12 protein-coding genes and 1 pseudogene are annotated in these 17,174 nt (G+C 40.2%); 6 read left to right on the plus strand and 7 right to left on the minus strand.

Annotation, left to right across the window (positions count from 1 at the left end; genetic code table 11):
* Positions 1-22: 22 nt before the first annotated feature.
* The 5 genes and pseudogenes from CBG49_RS03030 to CBG49_RS15840 all read right to left on the minus strand — a co-directional run bounded on the left by CBG49_RS03030 (position 23) and on the right by CBG49_RS15840 (position 2,767).
* A complete protein-coding gene (locus CBG49_RS03030; protein WP_088593323.1) occupies positions 23-289 on the minus strand; it encodes a hypothetical protein in 267 nt (88 codons plus the stop codon).
* A gap of 11 nt (positions 290-300) precedes the next feature.
* A pseudogene (locus CBG49_RS03035) lies at positions 301-680 on the minus strand (Uma2 family endonuclease).
* Between the two features lie 122 nt (positions 681-802).
* Entirely contained in the window at positions 803-1,927 is a 1,125-nt protein-coding gene (locus tag CBG49_RS03040; protein ID WP_088593324.1) for a DegT/DnrJ/EryC1/StrS family aminotransferase, read from the minus strand.
* A 109-nt stretch (positions 1,928-2,036) separates the two neighbouring features.
* Positions 2,037-2,582 (minus strand): GNAT family N-acetyltransferase, encoded by a 546-nt coding sequence (locus CBG49_RS03045; protein ID WP_088593325.1) that lies wholly within the window; start codon positions 2,580-2,582, stop codon positions 2,037-2,039.
* Positions 2,583-2,590: 8 nt separating this feature from the next.
* Positions 2,591-2,767 carry a hypothetical protein gene (locus CBG49_RS15840; protein ID WP_009750733.1) on the minus strand — a complete coding sequence of 59 codons (177 nt, stop codon included), beginning with the start codon at positions 2,765-2,767 and terminating at the stop codon, positions 2,591-2,593.
* A gap of 275 nt (positions 2,768-3,042) precedes the next feature.
* Here CBG49_RS15840 and CBG49_RS03050 point away from each other — a divergent pair, with 275 nt between their 5' ends.
* The 6 genes from CBG49_RS03050 to CBG49_RS03080 all read left to right on the plus strand — a co-directional run bounded on the left by CBG49_RS03050 (position 3,043) and on the right by CBG49_RS03080 (position 13,816).
* Positions 3,043-4,020 (plus strand): pyruvate dehydrogenase complex E1 component subunit beta, encoded by a 978-nt coding sequence (locus tag CBG49_RS03050; RefSeq protein ID WP_088593326.1) that lies wholly within the window; start codon positions 3,043-3,045, stop codon positions 4,018-4,020.
* 339 nt (positions 4,021-4,359) lie between these two features.
* Complete coding sequence (locus tag CBG49_RS03055; protein ID WP_009750735.1) at positions 4,360-4,977, plus strand: 4'-phosphopantetheinyl transferase family protein; 618 nt, start codon at positions 4,360-4,362, stop codon at positions 4,975-4,977.
* A 276-nt stretch (positions 4,978-5,253) separates the two neighbouring features.
* Entirely contained in the window at positions 5,254-7,545 is a 2,292-nt protein-coding gene (locus CBG49_RS03060; protein WP_088593327.1) for a TonB-dependent receptor, read from the plus strand.
* A 343-nt stretch (positions 7,546-7,888) separates the two neighbouring features.
* On the plus strand, positions 7,889-8,209 hold the full coding sequence (locus tag CBG49_RS16345) for a DUF6660 family protein (RefSeq protein WP_009750737.1): 321 nt from the start codon (positions 7,889-7,891) through the stop codon (positions 8,207-8,209).
* A gap of 85 nt (positions 8,210-8,294) precedes the next feature.
* Complete coding sequence (locus CBG49_RS03075; protein WP_016479452.1) at positions 8,295-12,626, plus strand: CusA/CzcA family heavy metal efflux RND transporter; 4,332 nt, start codon at positions 8,295-8,297, stop codon at positions 12,624-12,626.
* 5 nt (positions 12,627-12,631) lie between these two features.
* A complete protein-coding gene (locus CBG49_RS03080) occupies positions 12,632-13,816 on the plus strand; it encodes an efflux RND transporter periplasmic adaptor subunit (RefSeq protein ID WP_009411030.1) in 1,185 nt (394 codons plus the stop codon).
* Between the two features lie 47 nt (positions 13,817-13,863).
* On the opposite strand, the gene CBG49_RS03085 is transcribed toward CBG49_RS03080, so the two are convergent.
* Positions 13,864-14,754: an IS1595 family transposase gene (locus CBG49_RS03085; RefSeq protein ID WP_088593328.1), complete on the minus strand. Its 891-nt coding sequence runs from the start codon at positions 14,752-14,754 to the stop codon at positions 13,864-13,866.
* A 940-nt stretch (positions 14,755-15,694) separates the two neighbouring features.
* Entirely contained in the window at positions 15,695-16,930 is a 1,236-nt protein-coding gene (locus tag CBG49_RS03095) for a site-specific integrase (RefSeq protein ID WP_088593329.1), read from the minus strand.
* Positions 16,931-17,174 lie beyond the last annotated feature (244 nt).

Genomic DNA, 17,174 nt, shown 5'->3' on the forward strand with positions numbered 1-17,174 from the left:
ATTTTTCTAATTAGGTAGATACTTAATTATTTTCATAGGGTATCAACTCTTGAATGGCATTCTCTATGCTATCATACCAATCGATGTAATCACCTATCTTACTTTCTAACAAAGTAACTTCTTCTGTCGTTAAATCTCTATTTAATACCTCATTAGATACTGTTTGTAAATCTTCTTTTGTGAGAAAATAAACAATATCTGATGTTTCTACCTCAAACTTTTCAAAAAGAGATTCAAAAATAGGTAAGTCTTCCTCATCAATAGCTATTTGCAATACAGTCTTTGCCATAAGGATGTTGTTTAAAAAATATCGTTAGTATGTAGTTTAAGAGTAGGAAATTTCTCTGAAGGGATATAATCATCTACTACATTGATAGGATTTTGGTACTTATCACCTTTCAGTATATAAACTAAAATATTTTGGTGATCGGGGTCAATAATCCAATATTCTGGTACTTTAGCTTCCTCATAAAGGGCATATTTGAACTTCATTTAAGAAACTGATAGAGTTCTCCCGCTAATTTCATTGATATTTCTTGATGTACTGCTGAAGGTGCAGACATTTTGAAGAGCTTTCCTTTAAAAAGTTCTACACGCTCTTTAAATTTCCACAATAGATAATCGGCATACGAGTACACTCCATATAGAGGGTCTAACTGGTTGATATTAGTGATTTCCATAAAAAGATTACTTTTCTGTTATATTCTTCAACTTTGCCAAAGACCATAGCACAGGTAGGTGTTAAGAACTTTGGCAAAGTGTGTGTGACGCAAATAACTGTCTGTCTTGCCGCGACCTACAATTACACTGTTTTCTTTATCAATTCTGTGATAAATGCTATTTGCTCGTCGTCAAGCTCGGTGTGCATAGGCAGTGAGATGACTTCTTGTACTAATTTATTGGTAACGCCAAAATCAGCTTCGTTATAAGAGCTTCGGGTATAGGCTTTTTGGGCGTGCAATGGTATAGGGTAGTAAATACCAAAAGGCACTCCATTGTCACCCAATACTTTGGCGAGTTCATCGCGTTTGCCATTAGTGATGCGGAGGGTATATTGGTGGAATACGTGGTCGTAACCTTTGGCGATTACAGGAGTAATGATATGAGGATTGCCTTTCAGCGCTTCTGTATATTTGCGAGCAGCTTCACGTCGGCGGGCGTTATAATCGTTTAGGTGAGGGAGTTTGGCGCGCAACACAGCGGCTTGTAAAGAGTCGAGGCGTGAGTTTACCCCTACTACATCGTGGTGGTAACGCACGTACATACCGTGATTTACGATACCGCGAAGAGTGTAAGCGAGGTCATCGTCGTTAGTGAAGATAGCCCCTCCATCGCCGTAGCAACCGAGGTTCTTAGAAGGGAAGAAAGAAGTTGCCCCCACGTGACCGATAGTGCCTACTTTTTGTTTGTGTCCATCAGCAAAAGTGTAATCAGCACCGATGGCTTGCGCATTGTCCTCAATCACGAAGAGGTTGTGTTTTTTAGCCAAAGCCATTATAGCTTCCATATTGGCTGGCTGACCGAACAAATGCACGGGTACTATGGCTTTCGTGCGGGGAGTAATCGCTTTTTCAATAGCCTCGATGTTGATGTCGAAAGTATCGTCATACACATCTACCAATACAGGGGTGAGTTTCAGCAAGGCAATCACTTCTACGGTTGCAGCGAAGGTAAAATCAGCAGTTATAACTTCATCACCTTCTTTGAGTCCGAGCCCCATCATTGCTATTTGTAGGGCATCTGTACCGTTGGCGCAAGGGATGACGTGTTTTACCCCCATATAGTTTTCCAATTCTTTTTGGAAGGCTTGTACTTGGGGGCCGTTGATAAAAGCGGTGGTGTTGAGTACTTCTTCAAAAGAAGCTTGTACTTCGTTTTTAATTCTTTCATACTGACCTTGAAGGTCAACCATTTGTATTTTTCTCATATATGTTGTATGTTAGATTTCTGATGTTAGGGGTGTTAAGTATTGCAAAGATAGGGTTTATTTTTAATAATCTTCGATGACTTTTTATTGTTCATTCTTTTAATATTATTTACTCTTCAAGGTCTGCTAAATCAAGAAACATCAATCGGGTACTGTCCTCTTTGTCATTATCTGATAGGAATTCAAAACCCATTCTTTGATAGAAAGGAATAGCTTGTTTGTAGGCATCAACAGTGATAAGCCTACAAGCTTGATTGTCATTCAACATAAGGCAATTACTTATAATAGTATGAATCATTATTTTTCCTAATCCTTTTCCTTTACAAGATTTATCAACAGCCAAGCGACCTATTTTTACAGAAGGAATATTTTTTAAGTGTCTTTTAGGATAAGGTATTAAATCTCTTAAAAACTTTTTTAACTGACTTTTTGAAGAAAACATTTCCTCTTTAAGTTGTAAGCTATCATTTAGTAAGCTATAATAACCTAAAGTTCGGGTGTCATCTTCAATCACAAAAGTGGTAGCGAGTAATTCTTTTCGATAAGGAATAGCTTCTTCAAAAAGAAACTCATTCAAATCATCATCTTCACAATTAAAGGGTTTAATCACAAATCCTTTAGTAACTCTTAAAAAAGATAAATTATCTAAATTCATTGTTCTATTTATTTTTCTTCTCTACTTTCCTTGAAAATAGCTCTTAATTTAGCAGCATCTTTCTCAATACTCTCACGTGTAATGCCTAAACGTTTAAAATTCTCTTTAAACCCTGCTAATTTCTTGTAGAACTCTATTACATCTTGCCCCTCAAGTATGGGCGTTGCTTTGATTTCTCTTGCCATAGTACTTTAGATATTAAGTGTTCAGACGGCAAAGATACAACGTAATTACTAAATTAGCAAATTTTAGTTATTGATTGTTAGCCACTTCCAAATAGCCCGATATTCTTTAGTTTTCGTATAAAAAAATTAGAAACTTAAACCGTTAATAAACAACATTTTAAAAATTTTCTTTAAAAATAATCACTTAAAAAAATTGGGAAATTAAATAATTATTTCTACTTTTGTACTTTCAAACTGAAAAATTTTAGTTATATACCTTATTTAATATAATATAAATGAGAACAATACAATTTAGAGAAGCCGTTTGCGAAGCGATGAGCGAAGAAATGCGTCGCGACGAGTCTATTTATTTGATGGGTGAAGAGGTTGCCGAATACAACGGTGCATACAAAGCCTCTAAAGGAATGCTCGACGAGTTTGGTCCTAAACGTATAATCGATACCCCTATCTCCGAAGGTGGTTTTGCAGGTATCTCAGTAGGGGCAGCTATGAATGGTAACCGCCCAATCGTTGAGTTTATGACCTTTAACTTTTCGTTGGTAGCAATTGACCAAATCATCAACAATGCCGCTAAAATGCGTCAAATGTCAGGTGGTCAATTTAATATTCCTATCGTATTCCGCGGTCCTACCGCTTCTGCTGGTCAGCTTGCTGCTACCCACTCTCAAGCTTTTGAGAATTGGTACGCTAACTGTCCTGGTTTGAAAGTAGTAGTTCCTTCAACTCCTTATGATGCTAAAGGATTACTCAAATCGGCTATCCGCGATAACGACCCTGTAATCTTTATGGAGTCTGAGCAAATGTACGGTGATAAAGGTGAAGTACCTGAAGAAGAATACACTATTCCTCTTGGAGTTGCCGACATTAAACGCGCTGGTAGCGATGTAACTATCGTATCTTTTGGTAAAATCATCAAAGAAGCTCACAAAGCTGCCGATATTTTAGCCAAAGAAGGCATCGAATGTGAAATCATCGATTTGCGTACCGTGCGTCCACTCGATTTCGATACCATTTTCACATCAGTGAAAAAAACAAACCGCTTAGTAATTTTAGAAGAAGCTTGGCCTTTTAGCAGTGTCTCTTCCGAAATTACTTACCAAGTACAAGAACACATTTTCGATTACCTCGATGCTCCTGTACAACGTATTACTACCACCGATACTCCTGCGCCATTCTCTTCAGAATTGCTCAAAGAGTTCTTACCTAACGCCGAAGACGTAGTAAAAGCTGTAAAAAAAGTACTTTATAAATAAGAATTTGCTATCATTTTTATTTTTTAAAAGTTATATTTTATTTTTTAGTCTTCACGATTTTCTTTTTCGTGAAGACTTTTTTTGCGCTCTACACCGTTAAACTTTTGTTAAACTCTCATTTTTACAATGTTAAACTTCTGATAACTTAAAATAAGAGTTTTTAACATATTCCCATAGCCAAAATACTAATAAACCATTAAAAATTAAGTCCAAAACTTTTTTCATTAACATATTTATTATGTTAAATTACAAAACAGACATTTTGCTCTCTAAATAGAACTTGTCTATATTGAAGTTTTTTTTACTACCTTTGTATAAAATAGATGAGAGAAAACAAAAATGCCATTGATTAAAACATTTGATATTGATGTAAAGACCAAACTTTACTTATGGGATGTGGAGGAGAGGCTCACTGATTTGCAGCAAGCGGTCGTACTCACACCCCAACAACAAGAAAGTTTGAATGCCATTCACAATGAGAAAGGCAAAAAAAACTTCCTTGCTACACGCGTATTGCTCAAAAATATCGGTTATACACCTACTGCTCTGTTCTACGATCCTAACGGAAAACCTTTCCTTAGCGATGGAAAACAAATTTCTATCAGTCATTCCTTTAATAAAGTAGCAGTGATTATCAGCGATAGAAAAGTAGGGGTAGATATAGAGAAAAAACGCCAAAAAATAGTAGCTATAGCACATAAGTTCACCCAATGGAACTTTAGAGCAGCCTCTTTCTCTTTAGAAAGTATCATACAAAAACTCACAATGACGTGGTGCGCTAAAGAAGTAGGCTTCAAAATTCACGGCAATCCTGAACTCACCCTCAACGATGTAAAAGTACGCGATTTCTTCCCTACCGATAGCTCTACCGAGATACTCGTAGGGCGTGGTAAATACGAAGTCCACTTCATTTTTATAGAGGATTATGTTTTAGGCTATTGCCATAGTATCAAGTAACAAATAATAGTTAACAAGTAACAAAAAGCGACTCTTTTTGAGTCGCTTTTTTTGTTTGTACCTCTTCATTTCTACGACTTTTGAAAACCTTATAACTACGGCACTCTAATAAAACACTTTAAATAAAACTAAAAATATTTCTTTAAAAATTTTCACATTATCTAAAAATGAATTACCTTTGCGCCGAAATAATAAGTAATTGTGCCTGTCTCAATAAGGTAATAAGAAAATTGCCCGTGTGGCTCGCACCAAATTTTCTAAACAAATTAATATTATATGAAAACTTTTTTATCAGCTATTGCTATAGCTTTCAGTACTTTATGTTTCTCTCAAAACGGAACTATCAAAGGTACTATCACGGCAGAGGGTCAACCCTTAGAAGCCGTAACTGTCCAACTCGAAGGTAAAACCTTCAAAAAATGGACAACCTCCGACCGCAATGGTCAGTATTCTCTTTCCTTACCCGCTGGCGAATACAGGCTAAAAGTGCGTTCGTTGGGGTATATTCCTTATAACGATAAAGTGGTTATCACAGGAGAAGAGACTCTCTCTCAAGATGTCTCTCTCAAAGAAGATGTGGTCGGAATGGAAGAAGTGGTCGTAACAGCTACCAAAACCAAAGAAAACCGTAAGGACGCACCTGTACTGGTGAGTGTTACTACCAATCGCGAACTGGCAAACGTCAAAGCCCATACCTTGATGGAAGGTCTGGTATTCCAACCGGGTTTGCGCACCGAAGTAAACTGCCAGAACTGTGGTACTTCCCAAGTGCGTATCAATGGCTTGGAAGGTGCTTATTCGCAAATCCTCATCGATAGCCGTCCTATCTTTGGCTCGCTTAATGGTGTGTATGGCTTAGACCAAATCCCTGCCAATATGATTGAGCGCATAGAGGTGATTCGTGGAGGTGGTTCTGCCCTTTTCGGCTCTAATGCCATTGCAGGAACTATCAACGTGATTACTAAAAACCCTACCAAAAACGAGGCACAAGCAGGTATTGTGGGCAACCTCATAGGCGGTAAATCAGCCGATGTGGTGAGCTCTTTCAACGGTTCACTTGTGAGCGAAAACTATATGCGCGGTATCTCTTTCCACGCTATGCAACGCACACGTCAGTCTTATGACGATAATGGCGATGACTTTACCGAAATCACTCGTTTGCGCAACCTCAATGCGGGTGCAAAACTCTTTAACGATTTTACCGACCGTCATAAGCTCACCGCCGAACTGAACGTGAGCAACGAAAATCGTCGTGGAGGTAATAAACTCGACGAACCCGAACACCTTGCCGACCTTGCCGAAAGTATTCGTACGCAAATGTTAGGAGGTAATGCTAATTTCGAGTATTTCTCACCTGCCTATAACCATAAGTTCACCGCCTATACCAGTGCCGAACGCACTCGCGCTGATAACTATTACGGCAGTTTCGATGGTACCGACATCGTAGCATCTTCTGGCAACTATGGGGTTACCAAAGAAAATATTTGGTTACTCGGCGGACAGCATACGGCTTATGTGCCTACGGGCAACGGCAATTTGCAATGGACGTCGGGCGCCGAATATCAATACGACAAGATAGCCGAAAAGCGTCAGAATCCTAATGTGCTTGCCGTAAACCAAAAAGCGAATACATTTGGTCTCTTCACTCAAGCCGATTGGCGTATCTCTCCCAAAATCAAAGTGCTCGGGGGTGTCCGATTCGACAATGTCAATTCCGATATAATAAAGAAAAGTGTTACTGCCCTCAACCCTCGTGCGAGTGTCCTCTACAATATCGATGAGAATTTCATTGCTCGGGGTTCGTATTCACGTGGTTTTAGAGCGCCTTTCTTCTATTCAGAAGATGTACACAGCGAATTGCAAGGAGGTGAAGCACGACGCGTAAAACTCGCCGATAATCTTAAAAAAGAGACCTCCGATAGCTTTACCGCTTCTTTCGAATATAACCACGCTCACGATAACCACCAATTTGTAGCGATGATAGAAGGGTTTTACACGGCTTTGCACGACCGCTTTACTTACGAAGATGCAGGTTTAGAAAACGGATTGCCTATCCGTGAGAAACGCAATTCCGATGGCGCCGTAGTAAAAGGGGTAAATATAGAAGTAAAATATAGCCCCAATCCCAAATTTATGGTACAACTTGCCACCACTATCCAAAGTTCTAAATACAACAGCGTGCAAAACCCCGAAGAAAACGTCTATACCGATGAAATTCTCCGCACGCCAAGTGTGTATGGCAACCTGATGGCAACCTATAAACCACGTCCTAATTGGGATATCAACTTTGTAACCGTATATACAGGTAGTATGAAAACCACTCACTTAAAAGGTTATATAGCCGATACACGTTTGGAGACCACTCCTGCAATGTGGGACGTAGGCGTGAACACCGCTTATGAGTTTAAATTCCAAACATTCTTCCCCTTAGAAGTAAGTTGTGGTATCAAAAACCTTTTCAACCAATATCAAAAAGATTTCGACAAAGGCGCTGAACGCGACGCCGATTACATTTATGGTCCTTCGCTACCTCGCACTATGTTTGTAGGTTTAAAAGTGAAGATTTAATATTCATATTAACTTTGCAAAGTTTGCCCCAAAATTGAAACTACTTTTATAATCTATTTTAAATAAAGAAGATACAGGAATTACAAGAAGATTAGGTAATGATTTAGTAATAGCTCTTATTTCATTTGATTATACCTATTTTCTCAGTAACTTCTAGGTGCAAAGGTACAACATCTTGACAATATAACCAAAAAAAATTACCTTTGCACCCGCAGACGTGCGTTGCTGCACGTCTGCGTGGAGCTGGTAATGTGTCAGATGTGTTATTTTTAATTATGTAGTAGAATGCGACAAAATCAAAAAATTTTGTCAGATTGAAAAAAAATGTATCTTTGCTCCCAATATGAGATTTTTCACCTTCATACTTAGCTTATATCTGTTGGCACTCACTGGGCTGCCTTGTACGGATATGCTTGAAGGTGAGGAGTCTTCAGCTTCTTATGAATTTGTAACAGCCCCAACTGGGGAACACTCTCATTTTCATTTGGATAGCTGTTCACCTTTCTGCATTTGCACTTGCTGCCAAATGGTAATCAGCACGCCCACTACTTATGAGGCCTTAACCATTGCTCAAGCCACCGCAACCATTCCCTCCTATAGCTATCCCCTGACCGTATGGTCTTCGAACTGCTATGGGAATATCTGGACTCCTCCCAAGATATAGTCTTTTCTTTCTTCATCTCAAGTGATTGTTCATTAGTCATCTCACCCATCATTAGTCATTAACTAATCATTAATTCTTATTAGAAATGTTAGACAAAATCATACTATTTAGCATCAAAAATAAGCTATTTGTAGGATTCATGACCCTTATGCTTATTTTTTGGGGCGTATGGAGTGCTACAAGGCTCCCCATTGATGCCGTTCCAGATATTACTAACAACCAAGTACAAATCATCACCTCTACCCCTACTTTGGCCTCACAAGAGGTAGAGCAACTGGTTACTTTTCCTATTGAGCAAGCCATCGCCAATATTCCTGGGCTGGAGGAAACACGCAGTATTTCCCGCTTTGGCCTCTCGGTCATCACAGCCGTCTTTAGCGAGGATATGGACATCTACTTTGCCCGCCAGCTAGTCAATGAAAAGCTCAAGGAGGCACAGGAGCAAATCCCTCAAGGCATAGGCTCGCCCGAACTCTCACCCGTGAGTACCGGACTGGGGGAGGTATATCAGTATATCATTCGCCCTACGGAACAGAGCAAAAACAAATATTCCGCCAAAGACCTCCGCACCATGCAGGACTGGATCGTGGCTCGCCAACTCTATGGTACCAAAGGAATAGCCGAAATCAACAGCTTTGGAGGCGAACTCAAGCAGTATGAGGTGGTTATAGACCCCGATCGCCTCCGTGCCATGGGGGTGAGTGTCAGTGATATTTTCACTGCTTTGGAGCAGAACAACCAAAATACAGGAGGTGCCTATATCGACAAGCGCCCCAATGCCTACTTTATCCGAGGAATAGGCATGGCTCGCTCCCTTGAAGACATAGGCAATATAGCCGTAGGCAAGCACACTCCTCCCCTCTTTATCAAGCATGTAGCCGAGGTACGCTTGGGCAGTGCCCTCCGCTATGGTGCCCTTAGCTATAATGGCGAGGTGGATGCCGTAGGTGGGGTAGTGATGATGCTCAAGGGCGAAAACAGCCACGAGGTAGTCAGTCGTATCAAAGAAAAACTGCCCACCATACAGCAATCCCTACCTGAAGATGTAGTGATAGAGCCATTCTTAGACCGCACGGACTTGGTACAACGCGCCATCCATACAGTAGAGAAAAACCTCTTAGAGGGGGCGCTGATTGTCATCTTCATCTTAGTACTTTTCTTAGGGAACCTGCGTGCCGGACTGATTGTTGCCACGGCCATTCCGCTCTCCTTGCTCTTTGCCTTAGGAATGATGAACCTCTTTGGAGTAAGTGCCAACCTGATGAGCTTGGGAGCGATAGATTTCGGAATTATCGTAGATGGATCGGTTATCGTGGTAGAAGCAGTGATGCACCACTTGGCGATCCGAAAGAACCACCAACGACTTACCCAAGCACAAATGGATGAGGAGGTATTCCATTCCGCTTCCAAAATACGCAGTAGTGCCGCCTTCGGAGAGATTATCATCCTGATGGTGTATATTCCCATTCTTACCTTGGTAGGAGTAGAGGGCAAGATGTTCCGCCCTATGGCACAAACCGTCGTCTTTGCTATTTTGGGTGCCCTGATCCTTTCCCTGACTTATATCCCTGCCATGAGCGCTTTGCTCCTACCTAAAACAGTAAGTGACAAGCGCAGTTTTGCCGAGCGAATGATAAGCTGGCTCTACCGTCACTACCAACCGCTCTTTGTCCGTTCTATCCGCCTTAGGGGATGGATAATAGGCAGTACCGTGGTACTGTTCGTTCTTGCGGTAGGCATTTTCAGCCGTATGGGAGGTGAGTTTATTCCACAACTACAAGAAGGCGATTTTGTTTTTGAATGTATTCTGCCACCGGGCACTTCCCTGAAGCAGAGCTTGGAGACTTCCATGCAGGCCTCTCGCCTGATTCGTGAGTTCGACGAGGTGAAAATGGTGATAGGCAAAACAGGTTCTGCCGAAATACCTACCGACCCTATGCCGCTGGAAGCCTCCGATATTGTGATCGTACTCAAGAGCCAAGACCAATGGAAAAGTGGTCGCTCCTATGAGGAATTAGGAGATGCCATCATTGAGCGGCTCAAGGATATTCCTGGGGTCTTCTTTGAGAAAAGCCAGCCTATACAAATGCATTTCAACGAATTGATGACAGGTGTCAGACAGGATGTAACGATAAAAATCTTTGGAGAAAACATGGATACCCTCGCCCACTACGCCCAAAGAGTAAGCCAACTTATCCAGAAAACAGAAGGTGCTACCGCCCCACAGGTCGAAAAAGTAAGCGGACTTCCGCAAATCAATGTTACTTACGATCGGGTACGCTTGGCCAACTACGGACTTTCGGTGCAAGAGGTCAATGAGGTACTCAGTACCGCCTTTGCTGGTAAGAAGGCTGGGGTTGTCTTCGAGAACGAACGAAGGTTCGACCTTGTGGTACGCCTCGATAGCCTCCATCGTACCGGAATTGACGATGTACAGCATATGATGGTAGCTACCGAAAATGGGCAGGTGCCGATGAGCCAATTGGCCACTATCAAATATGAATTAGGCCCCGCACAAGTAAGCCGTGAAGCAGGCAAGCGCCGTATCGTCATTGGCTTCAACGTGCAAGGGCGCGATGTGCAGAGTGTGGTGAGTGATATAGAACAAAAATTAAAGGGCGTAAAGCTCCCTACGGGCTATTACTTTACCTATGGCGGTCAGTTTGAGAACCTACAACAAGCCACCGACCGACTGCTCATAGCCGTGCCTGTAGCCCTACTTTTAATATTTTTCTTGTTATACCTTGCTTTCCACTCTATAAAACAATCATTGCTCATCTTTAGCGCTATCCCGATGAGTGCCATTGGGGGCGTATTTGCCTTGCTTCTTCGGGGAATGCCTTTTAGTATTAGTGCGGGTATTGGTTTTATCGCGCTCTTTGGGGTAGCAGTGCTCAACGGTATAGTGCTTATTGGCACTTTCAACCAGCTGAAAAAAGAAGGAATGACCAACCTTTTGCATCGCGTGATTACGGGTACCGAAATGCGTTTACGCCCTGTGCTAATGACGGCTATGGTGGCGAGCTTAGGTTTCCTACCTATGGCACTCAGTCAAGGAGCAGGAGCAGAAGTACAACGCCCCTTAGCTACAGTGGTTATTGGGGGGTTAGTATCGGCTACCTTCCTCACCCTCTTCGTGCTTCCGTTGCTTTACATCGCTTTCAATAGTACCTTTTCTTGGCGCCGTCCTTCAGCTAAAGTACTCACGATAGCCCTATTGCTTATCAGTCCTATAGCGCTACACGCTCAGCAGTCTTACTCGCTACAAGAAATAGAGCAAATAGCCCTTAAGAACAATGGAGTGATTAAGGCAGCACAACTCAAGCTACAAGGAGCAAGTGCTAAAGAGCGAACCTCTTTTGAATTGGCTAAAACAGACTTTACAGGGCAATACGGGCAGTACAGCAGTGCTGAAAAAGACCTTTCAGTAGGTGTATCACAATCTATTCCTTTGCCTACAGTATTTGCTGCTCGCAAAAAGCTCTATCAAGCAGAGACACAATTACAACAAGGGCAATTAGCCCTTCAGCAGAATGAACTGAAGCGGCAAGTGCGCAACGCATATCAGCAATTGCAATATTTGACTTTTAAAGAGGAACAGCTCTTGCAGCTTGATAGTCTCTACAATAATTTTATTCGCATTGCTGAAGTACGCTATAAAGCAGGGGATACCAAGAAGATAGATATTAACACTGCCCAAGTGAAGAAAGGAGAAATAAGTTTGTTACTTCAACAGAACAAAACTATACAACAAGCTACCTATCGCAACTTGCGTACGTTAATGCAAACAGAAGAAGCATTTACCATTACCAAGCCGCCCGTGTATGAGCCTTTGTTACTCAGTGAGCCTTCGGATGTACAACTCTCTCAGCACCCTTTGGTACAACTCAGCTATCAAGAAGCAAACATAGCTGAGCACAACAAACGTCTAGAGCGTGCCCAAGCCCTGCCCGACCTTACATTGGGCTATACCAATCAGTCTCTTATAGGAATGCAAACCATTGGAGGGGTAGAGACCTATACTGATAGAAGTAAACGTTTTCACTTTGCCACCATAGGGCTTTCAGTTCCTATTTTTACCGCTATCCGTGCCAAGGTGAAAGCTTATAAATATCAGAAAGAAGCAGCTATAGAAGCAGCTCAACAAACAGAAAAACAGCTTAAAACTCAATGGATAAATCTGCAAGAGGAATACCAACTGAATTTGCAAAAATATCAGTTTTACAAACAAGAAGCGCTACCTGAAGCCGAGCGCATTATCCGAGCCAATCAGTTAGGGTATAGCGCAGGTGAAATAAGCTATGTGGAGTACCTTTACACCCTACAGACAGCCGTAGATACCCGCTTGGCATACCTTGAGAGTATCGAGGCGCTTAATCAAAAAGTAATAGAAATACAATCCCTTTTAAACCAGTAAAACAAATGAAAAAATATGGTATAAAAATCGCTTTTATCCTTATAGGAATTAGTCTATCAGCCTGCAATGGCACTCCTACAACTACCAATAATCAAAAGCTCGAAGAGCGCGAAGAACACCACGAAGAAGGAGGCAATCTCACCACCCTTACCCAAGCTCAAATCCAAACTGTAGATATTCGTTTGGGACATATAGAAGAAAAAGCTCTTGCCGCTACCCTCAAAGCCAATGGAATACTGAGCGTGCCTGCCGACCATCAGGCGAAGGTATCGACTGTATATGCGGGGATTATCAAGAGCGTAAAGGTAGAGATAGGCAGTTATGTGCAAAAAGGGCAAGTAATCGCTACTGTTTCTAACCCAGAATTCTTGCAACAACAACAGCGCTTGCTCACCGTTAATGGTCAGATAGAACTTGCTAAACAAGAACTTGACCGTCAGCAAACCCTCTATGAAGGGAATGCTGGTACTGGTAAGAACCTACAAGCCGCTACTACTCAGCTACGCACTCTCCGTACCGAAAAAGCTTCGCTTGAAGAACAAATACGCCTAATGGGCTTAAACCCTCAAACACTCACCGATAAGGGAATGCAATCTACTTTGGCGATAGTGGCTCCTATTAGTGGGAATATCAGTGCGGTATATACTAACAAAGGGGCTTATATAGATGCCTCCACCCCTATTGTGGAAATCATCGACAACAGTTCGCTACACCTGCACTTGCAAGTGTATGAGCGTGACTTGCCTTACATTAAGGTAGGACAACAAGTGCACTTCAACCCTACCAATAACACCTCTCGCGAATATGATGCCCAAGTGTATAACATTGCGGCTTCGTTTGAAAACGAAAGCAAAAGCATCATTGTACATTGCCACGTAGAGGGTGACAAACAAGGGCTCATCAATGGAATGAATGTAACAGGGGTTATCAGTCTTGACAAACAAACGACCCCTGCTGTACCTAACGAGGCTATCGTAGAGGATGCTGGTAAATCCTACATTTTTCTGGTAACCCAAACTTCGGATAAAGAAACCTCTTTTGAGAAAGTGGAGGTAGTAAAAGGAGCTTCCGAAAGTGGGTATACTGCCATTGCCCCTGTAAAACCTATAGCCCCCGAACAGACTATTGCCACCAAAGGAGCATTCTTTATCAACGCAACCTTAGTAAATGCTGGAAAAGATAGTGATTAGAATTGGTAATGTATCGGATATATTATTAAAATTTTTGAGGTGTCAAGTTAAGGGCATATTAACAGAGATTGGAAAATAGGTTTTCTTTCAATCAATCTTTTTATTAGATTGTTAAAGATAGTCTCTTTGCTCTGTGAGCGATTGATTCTAAAACTATACTCAGCTAAATAGCGGTCTATATTAAACTCTGAAACCCAAGAATATATACCTCTTATCCAAGATTTTACTTGGTGTATTACTTTGTGTAATGTAGGAAAATTCTTTCCGTCATTACTCGGTTTTTGAGTTATATTATAGTCCTTTATAGGTCTATAGCCTTTCCATTCATCAGTCGTTATATAAGCTGTCTTATCAATGTGTTTATCAAATATTGTTCGTAGTGATTTTGAGGAATAGTCAGGAATTTTAAATGCATAAAAACGTTTAACTTTACCTTGGTTACTAAGTTGTATCGCACAAAGAACTTTCTTTTTCTTTGCGTCATAACTTCTACCTTGTTTTCCTTCTTCTTTTCCTCCTATGGTAAATTCATCGACTTGCACTTTGCCATCCATTTTCTGTGACTCACTGGATTTCATAGCTTCACGAACCTTGTGCATAAAATAATGTGCTGTTTGTCGACTAATATCATAACGACGAGCAACTTGTGATGCTGATAGACTTTTTGTAGTTGTTGACATCTCAAAACATATATAAAATGCTTTGAGAAGTCCAAATTTTAGCTTGTGAAACAAAGTTCCAGCTGTAGGACTTTCTGTATCTGAACAGATATTGCAAGTGTGTGAAAAATCTTTGCGAACTTGGTATTTTGTATGTCCACATTTACGGCAACAATACCCTTTTTCCCATTTTATGGAAGCTAAGTATTCTTCGCAATCTAAGTCTGTTTTAAAGCGTTCAGTAAACTCTAAGAGGCTTTGTCCTTTGAATAATTCCATAATACATTAATTTTCAGAGTGCAAATATATGAAATTATTTTGACACCTGAATAAAATTTTATTACATTAGAAATACAATAAAAATATAAAAGTAAAAAACCACGACTTCGGAGTGTGTTTTAATCCCTGCAAGGGCAAGTGGTTTTGAGGTGCCTACACGCCTAATGCGTGCCTCAAAACACAACTTGCTCTGTTTGGGTGAACAGAAAATTCTCCCTAACGGTCGAATTTTAATTAGCCATAAAGAGAGAAATTTACACTACGAGTAGGTAAAGTGATTTAGGGCATATTAGCAATATATTTAATCACTTACTTACAGAGTTATTTACAATTCTATGTAAAGCTATATGTATATTTGTACATTACTTTGCATTCACGCATTAAAGCAAGCAAGTATGTACGAAGGTAAAAACGTAATTAGGTAGCTACATAGTTTGAAATTTTTATTCGACAATGGGAGGAAAAGCGGTATTCGTTTCAAAAAACAATCTGTAAGAAGCGGCATTTTTCTCATATTTGACATTTTTTTTATTCGCTTAAAGGTCGGAATGAGCTGGTTTCGTTTCGAGTGCCATAAAAGGTCTGTGTTTAGCTTCTGCAAGGTTTTTCAAAAAAATACTACCCGCAGGACAACGGACAAGGGCTGGAGATTTTTTTGAAAACCCATCGGGCTTGACCTTGCAAGAAGCGTTAAGAACACAGAAATACCTTTGCACTCGAACAACGAACCGCCATTACGTGCCTTAAGTGTTTAAAACAGGGAAAATAGGTAAGTCTTAATGACGTATTTCTATTTGTGACAAACGAATACCCTTTTCCTTATTTGTTGAAGTCTTTTTCTCTTCTAATAGCTTTCTGTAAGGCAACAAAAAAATCCATCGACACATCTCTTTTTGAAATGTTATCAATGGATTTCTAATTTTTAAAAGACACTGAGAAGCTATCCTATCTTTAAATTCTTTAATCGTTCGGCAGCAATTTCCATATCCTTGCTGATTTTCTCATTGGTGATTTTAGTATAAATCTGGGTAGTTTTGATATTCTTATGTCCCATCATCTTACTAACGCTTTCCAAGGGAACCCCTTCTGTTAAGAACAGAGTACCAAAGGTATGGCGTGCCCAGTGAAATGAAATGGGTTTTTCACGAATGATGTTACAATCTTTCATCATCTTTCTGATTAAGAGGTTGCAATTAGTGTTGGAGGGCGTAGGAAACAATACCTCAGTACGAGTCGTACCTTCATATTTTTCAATAATTTTCTCGGCTATATCCAACAGACGTACATTACAGGGCACATCAGATTTCTGACGGCGTTTGATAAGCCATTTGTTGCCGTCAAAGAACGATTGTAAGTGGCTTCTTTTAAGTTGTTTGATATCAATATAAGAGAAGCCTGTAAAGCAACTAAAAACAAATAGGTCTCGTACTAATTCAGCAGAAGCACTCTTAGGGTGATATTGTAAAAGAGTTTCTACTTCCTCTCTAAGCAAATAGCCTCTATCTTTCTCCTCCATAGAACTTATATAATTCTTAAAAGGATTGCGATAGATAATTCCTTTGTCTATGGCTATTTCTACCATTTTACAAAGGGGCATCATATAAACCCATATTGTGTTGTGAGTAAGACTTTTATTAACTCTAAGATAGAAATCAAAATCGTTGATAAAGTCTTCTGTAAGCTCTTTGAAAGAAATATCACTTCTGCGGTATTTATACTGGATAAACTCGCTCAAATGAGTATATACATTCTCATATTTGTTAAGAGTGCTGTAACTTCTAACACCTTTTTCTACCATCAAGGCAAAGCCTTCTTTGAAATTCTCATAGACTTTTAGCAAGGAATCTTCCATTACTCCTATGCCTAGAAAAGTAGCTTTTAGCTTCTGAGCAGTAACCACTCCCTCGTACTTCATCAGTTCCTTGTAATGAGTAATAATACGTGAGCGAATCTCTTCCAGCTTGCGATTAAGTTGGGTAGCTTCTTCTGTTTTACCTGTTACCCTTCCGTACTTCAAATCCCATTTCTGTGGAAGGATTTCAAGTTTGGTACTAAACTGAGCTACCTGATTGTCAATGGTAATACGCCCCATAATAGCAACCTTACCGTTCTTCTTTGGGGCATTCTTTTTAAGGTAAAACAATACCTTAAAGGTTGAGCGTTTTACTTTTTTCATACTCTAATTTTTTAATTTGCGAAAGTACTTTTTATCAAGTTACTGTACAATATGAAAAAAGGTGTAAAACACTGAAATATAACCTATTAATAAAAAATATTTTTCAGTATGGTAGGTAACGATTTAGAAACCTAATTTTGAAAAAACCTATCTAAAACATCTAAGACTCTGTCTTCTCTTATCTTCCTGTCAAAAAATTAATCCTCTTTGTATGAGCTAATTACATTATTTTTTGTAGTTTTGC

The sequence above is a fragment of the Capnocytophaga endodontalis genome, from assembly GCF_002209445.1.
Classification (GTDB): Bacteria; Bacteroidota; Bacteroidia; order Flavobacteriales; family Flavobacteriaceae; genus Capnocytophaga; species Capnocytophaga periodontitidis.

Coding starts and splice junctions, on each gene's coding strand:
- CBG49_RS03030 (WP_088593323.1), bottom strand. CDS start 289: ATGGCAAAGACTGTATTGCAAATAGCTATTGATGAGGAAGACTTACCT.
- CBG49_RS03040 (WP_088593324.1), bottom strand. CDS start 1,927: ATGAGAAAAATACAAATGGTTGACCTTCAAGGTCAGTATGAAAGAATT.
- CBG49_RS03045 (WP_088593325.1), bottom strand. CDS start 2,582: ATGAATTTAGATAATTTATCTTTTTTAAGAGTTACTAAAGGATTTGTG.
- CBG49_RS15840 (WP_009750733.1), bottom strand. CDS start 2,767: ATGGCAAGAGAAATCAAAGCAACGCCCATACTTGAGGGGCAAGATGTA.
- CBG49_RS03050 (WP_088593326.1), top strand. CDS start 3,043: ATGAGAACAATACAATTTAGAGAAGCCGTTTGCGAAGCGATGAGCGAA.
- CBG49_RS03055 (WP_009750735.1), top strand. CDS start 4,360: ATGCCATTGATTAAAACATTTGATATTGATGTAAAGACCAAACTTTAC.
- CBG49_RS03060 (WP_088593327.1), top strand. CDS start 5,254: ATGAAAACTTTTTTATCAGCTATTGCTATAGCTTTCAGTACTTTATGT.
- CBG49_RS16345 (WP_009750737.1), top strand. CDS start 7,889: ATGAGATTTTTCACCTTCATACTTAGCTTATATCTGTTGGCACTCACT.
- CBG49_RS03075 (WP_016479452.1), top strand. CDS start 8,295: ATGTTAGACAAAATCATACTATTTAGCATCAAAAATAAGCTATTTGTA.
- CBG49_RS03080 (WP_009411030.1), top strand. CDS start 12,632: ATGAAAAAATATGGTATAAAAATCGCTTTTATCCTTATAGGAATTAGT.
- CBG49_RS03085 (WP_088593328.1), bottom strand. CDS start 14,754: ATGGAATTATTCAAAGGACAAAGCCTCTTAGAGTTTACTGAACGCTTT.
- CBG49_RS03095 (WP_088593329.1), bottom strand. CDS start 16,930: ATGAAAAAAGTAAAACGCTCAACCTTTAAGGTATTGTTTTACCTTAAA.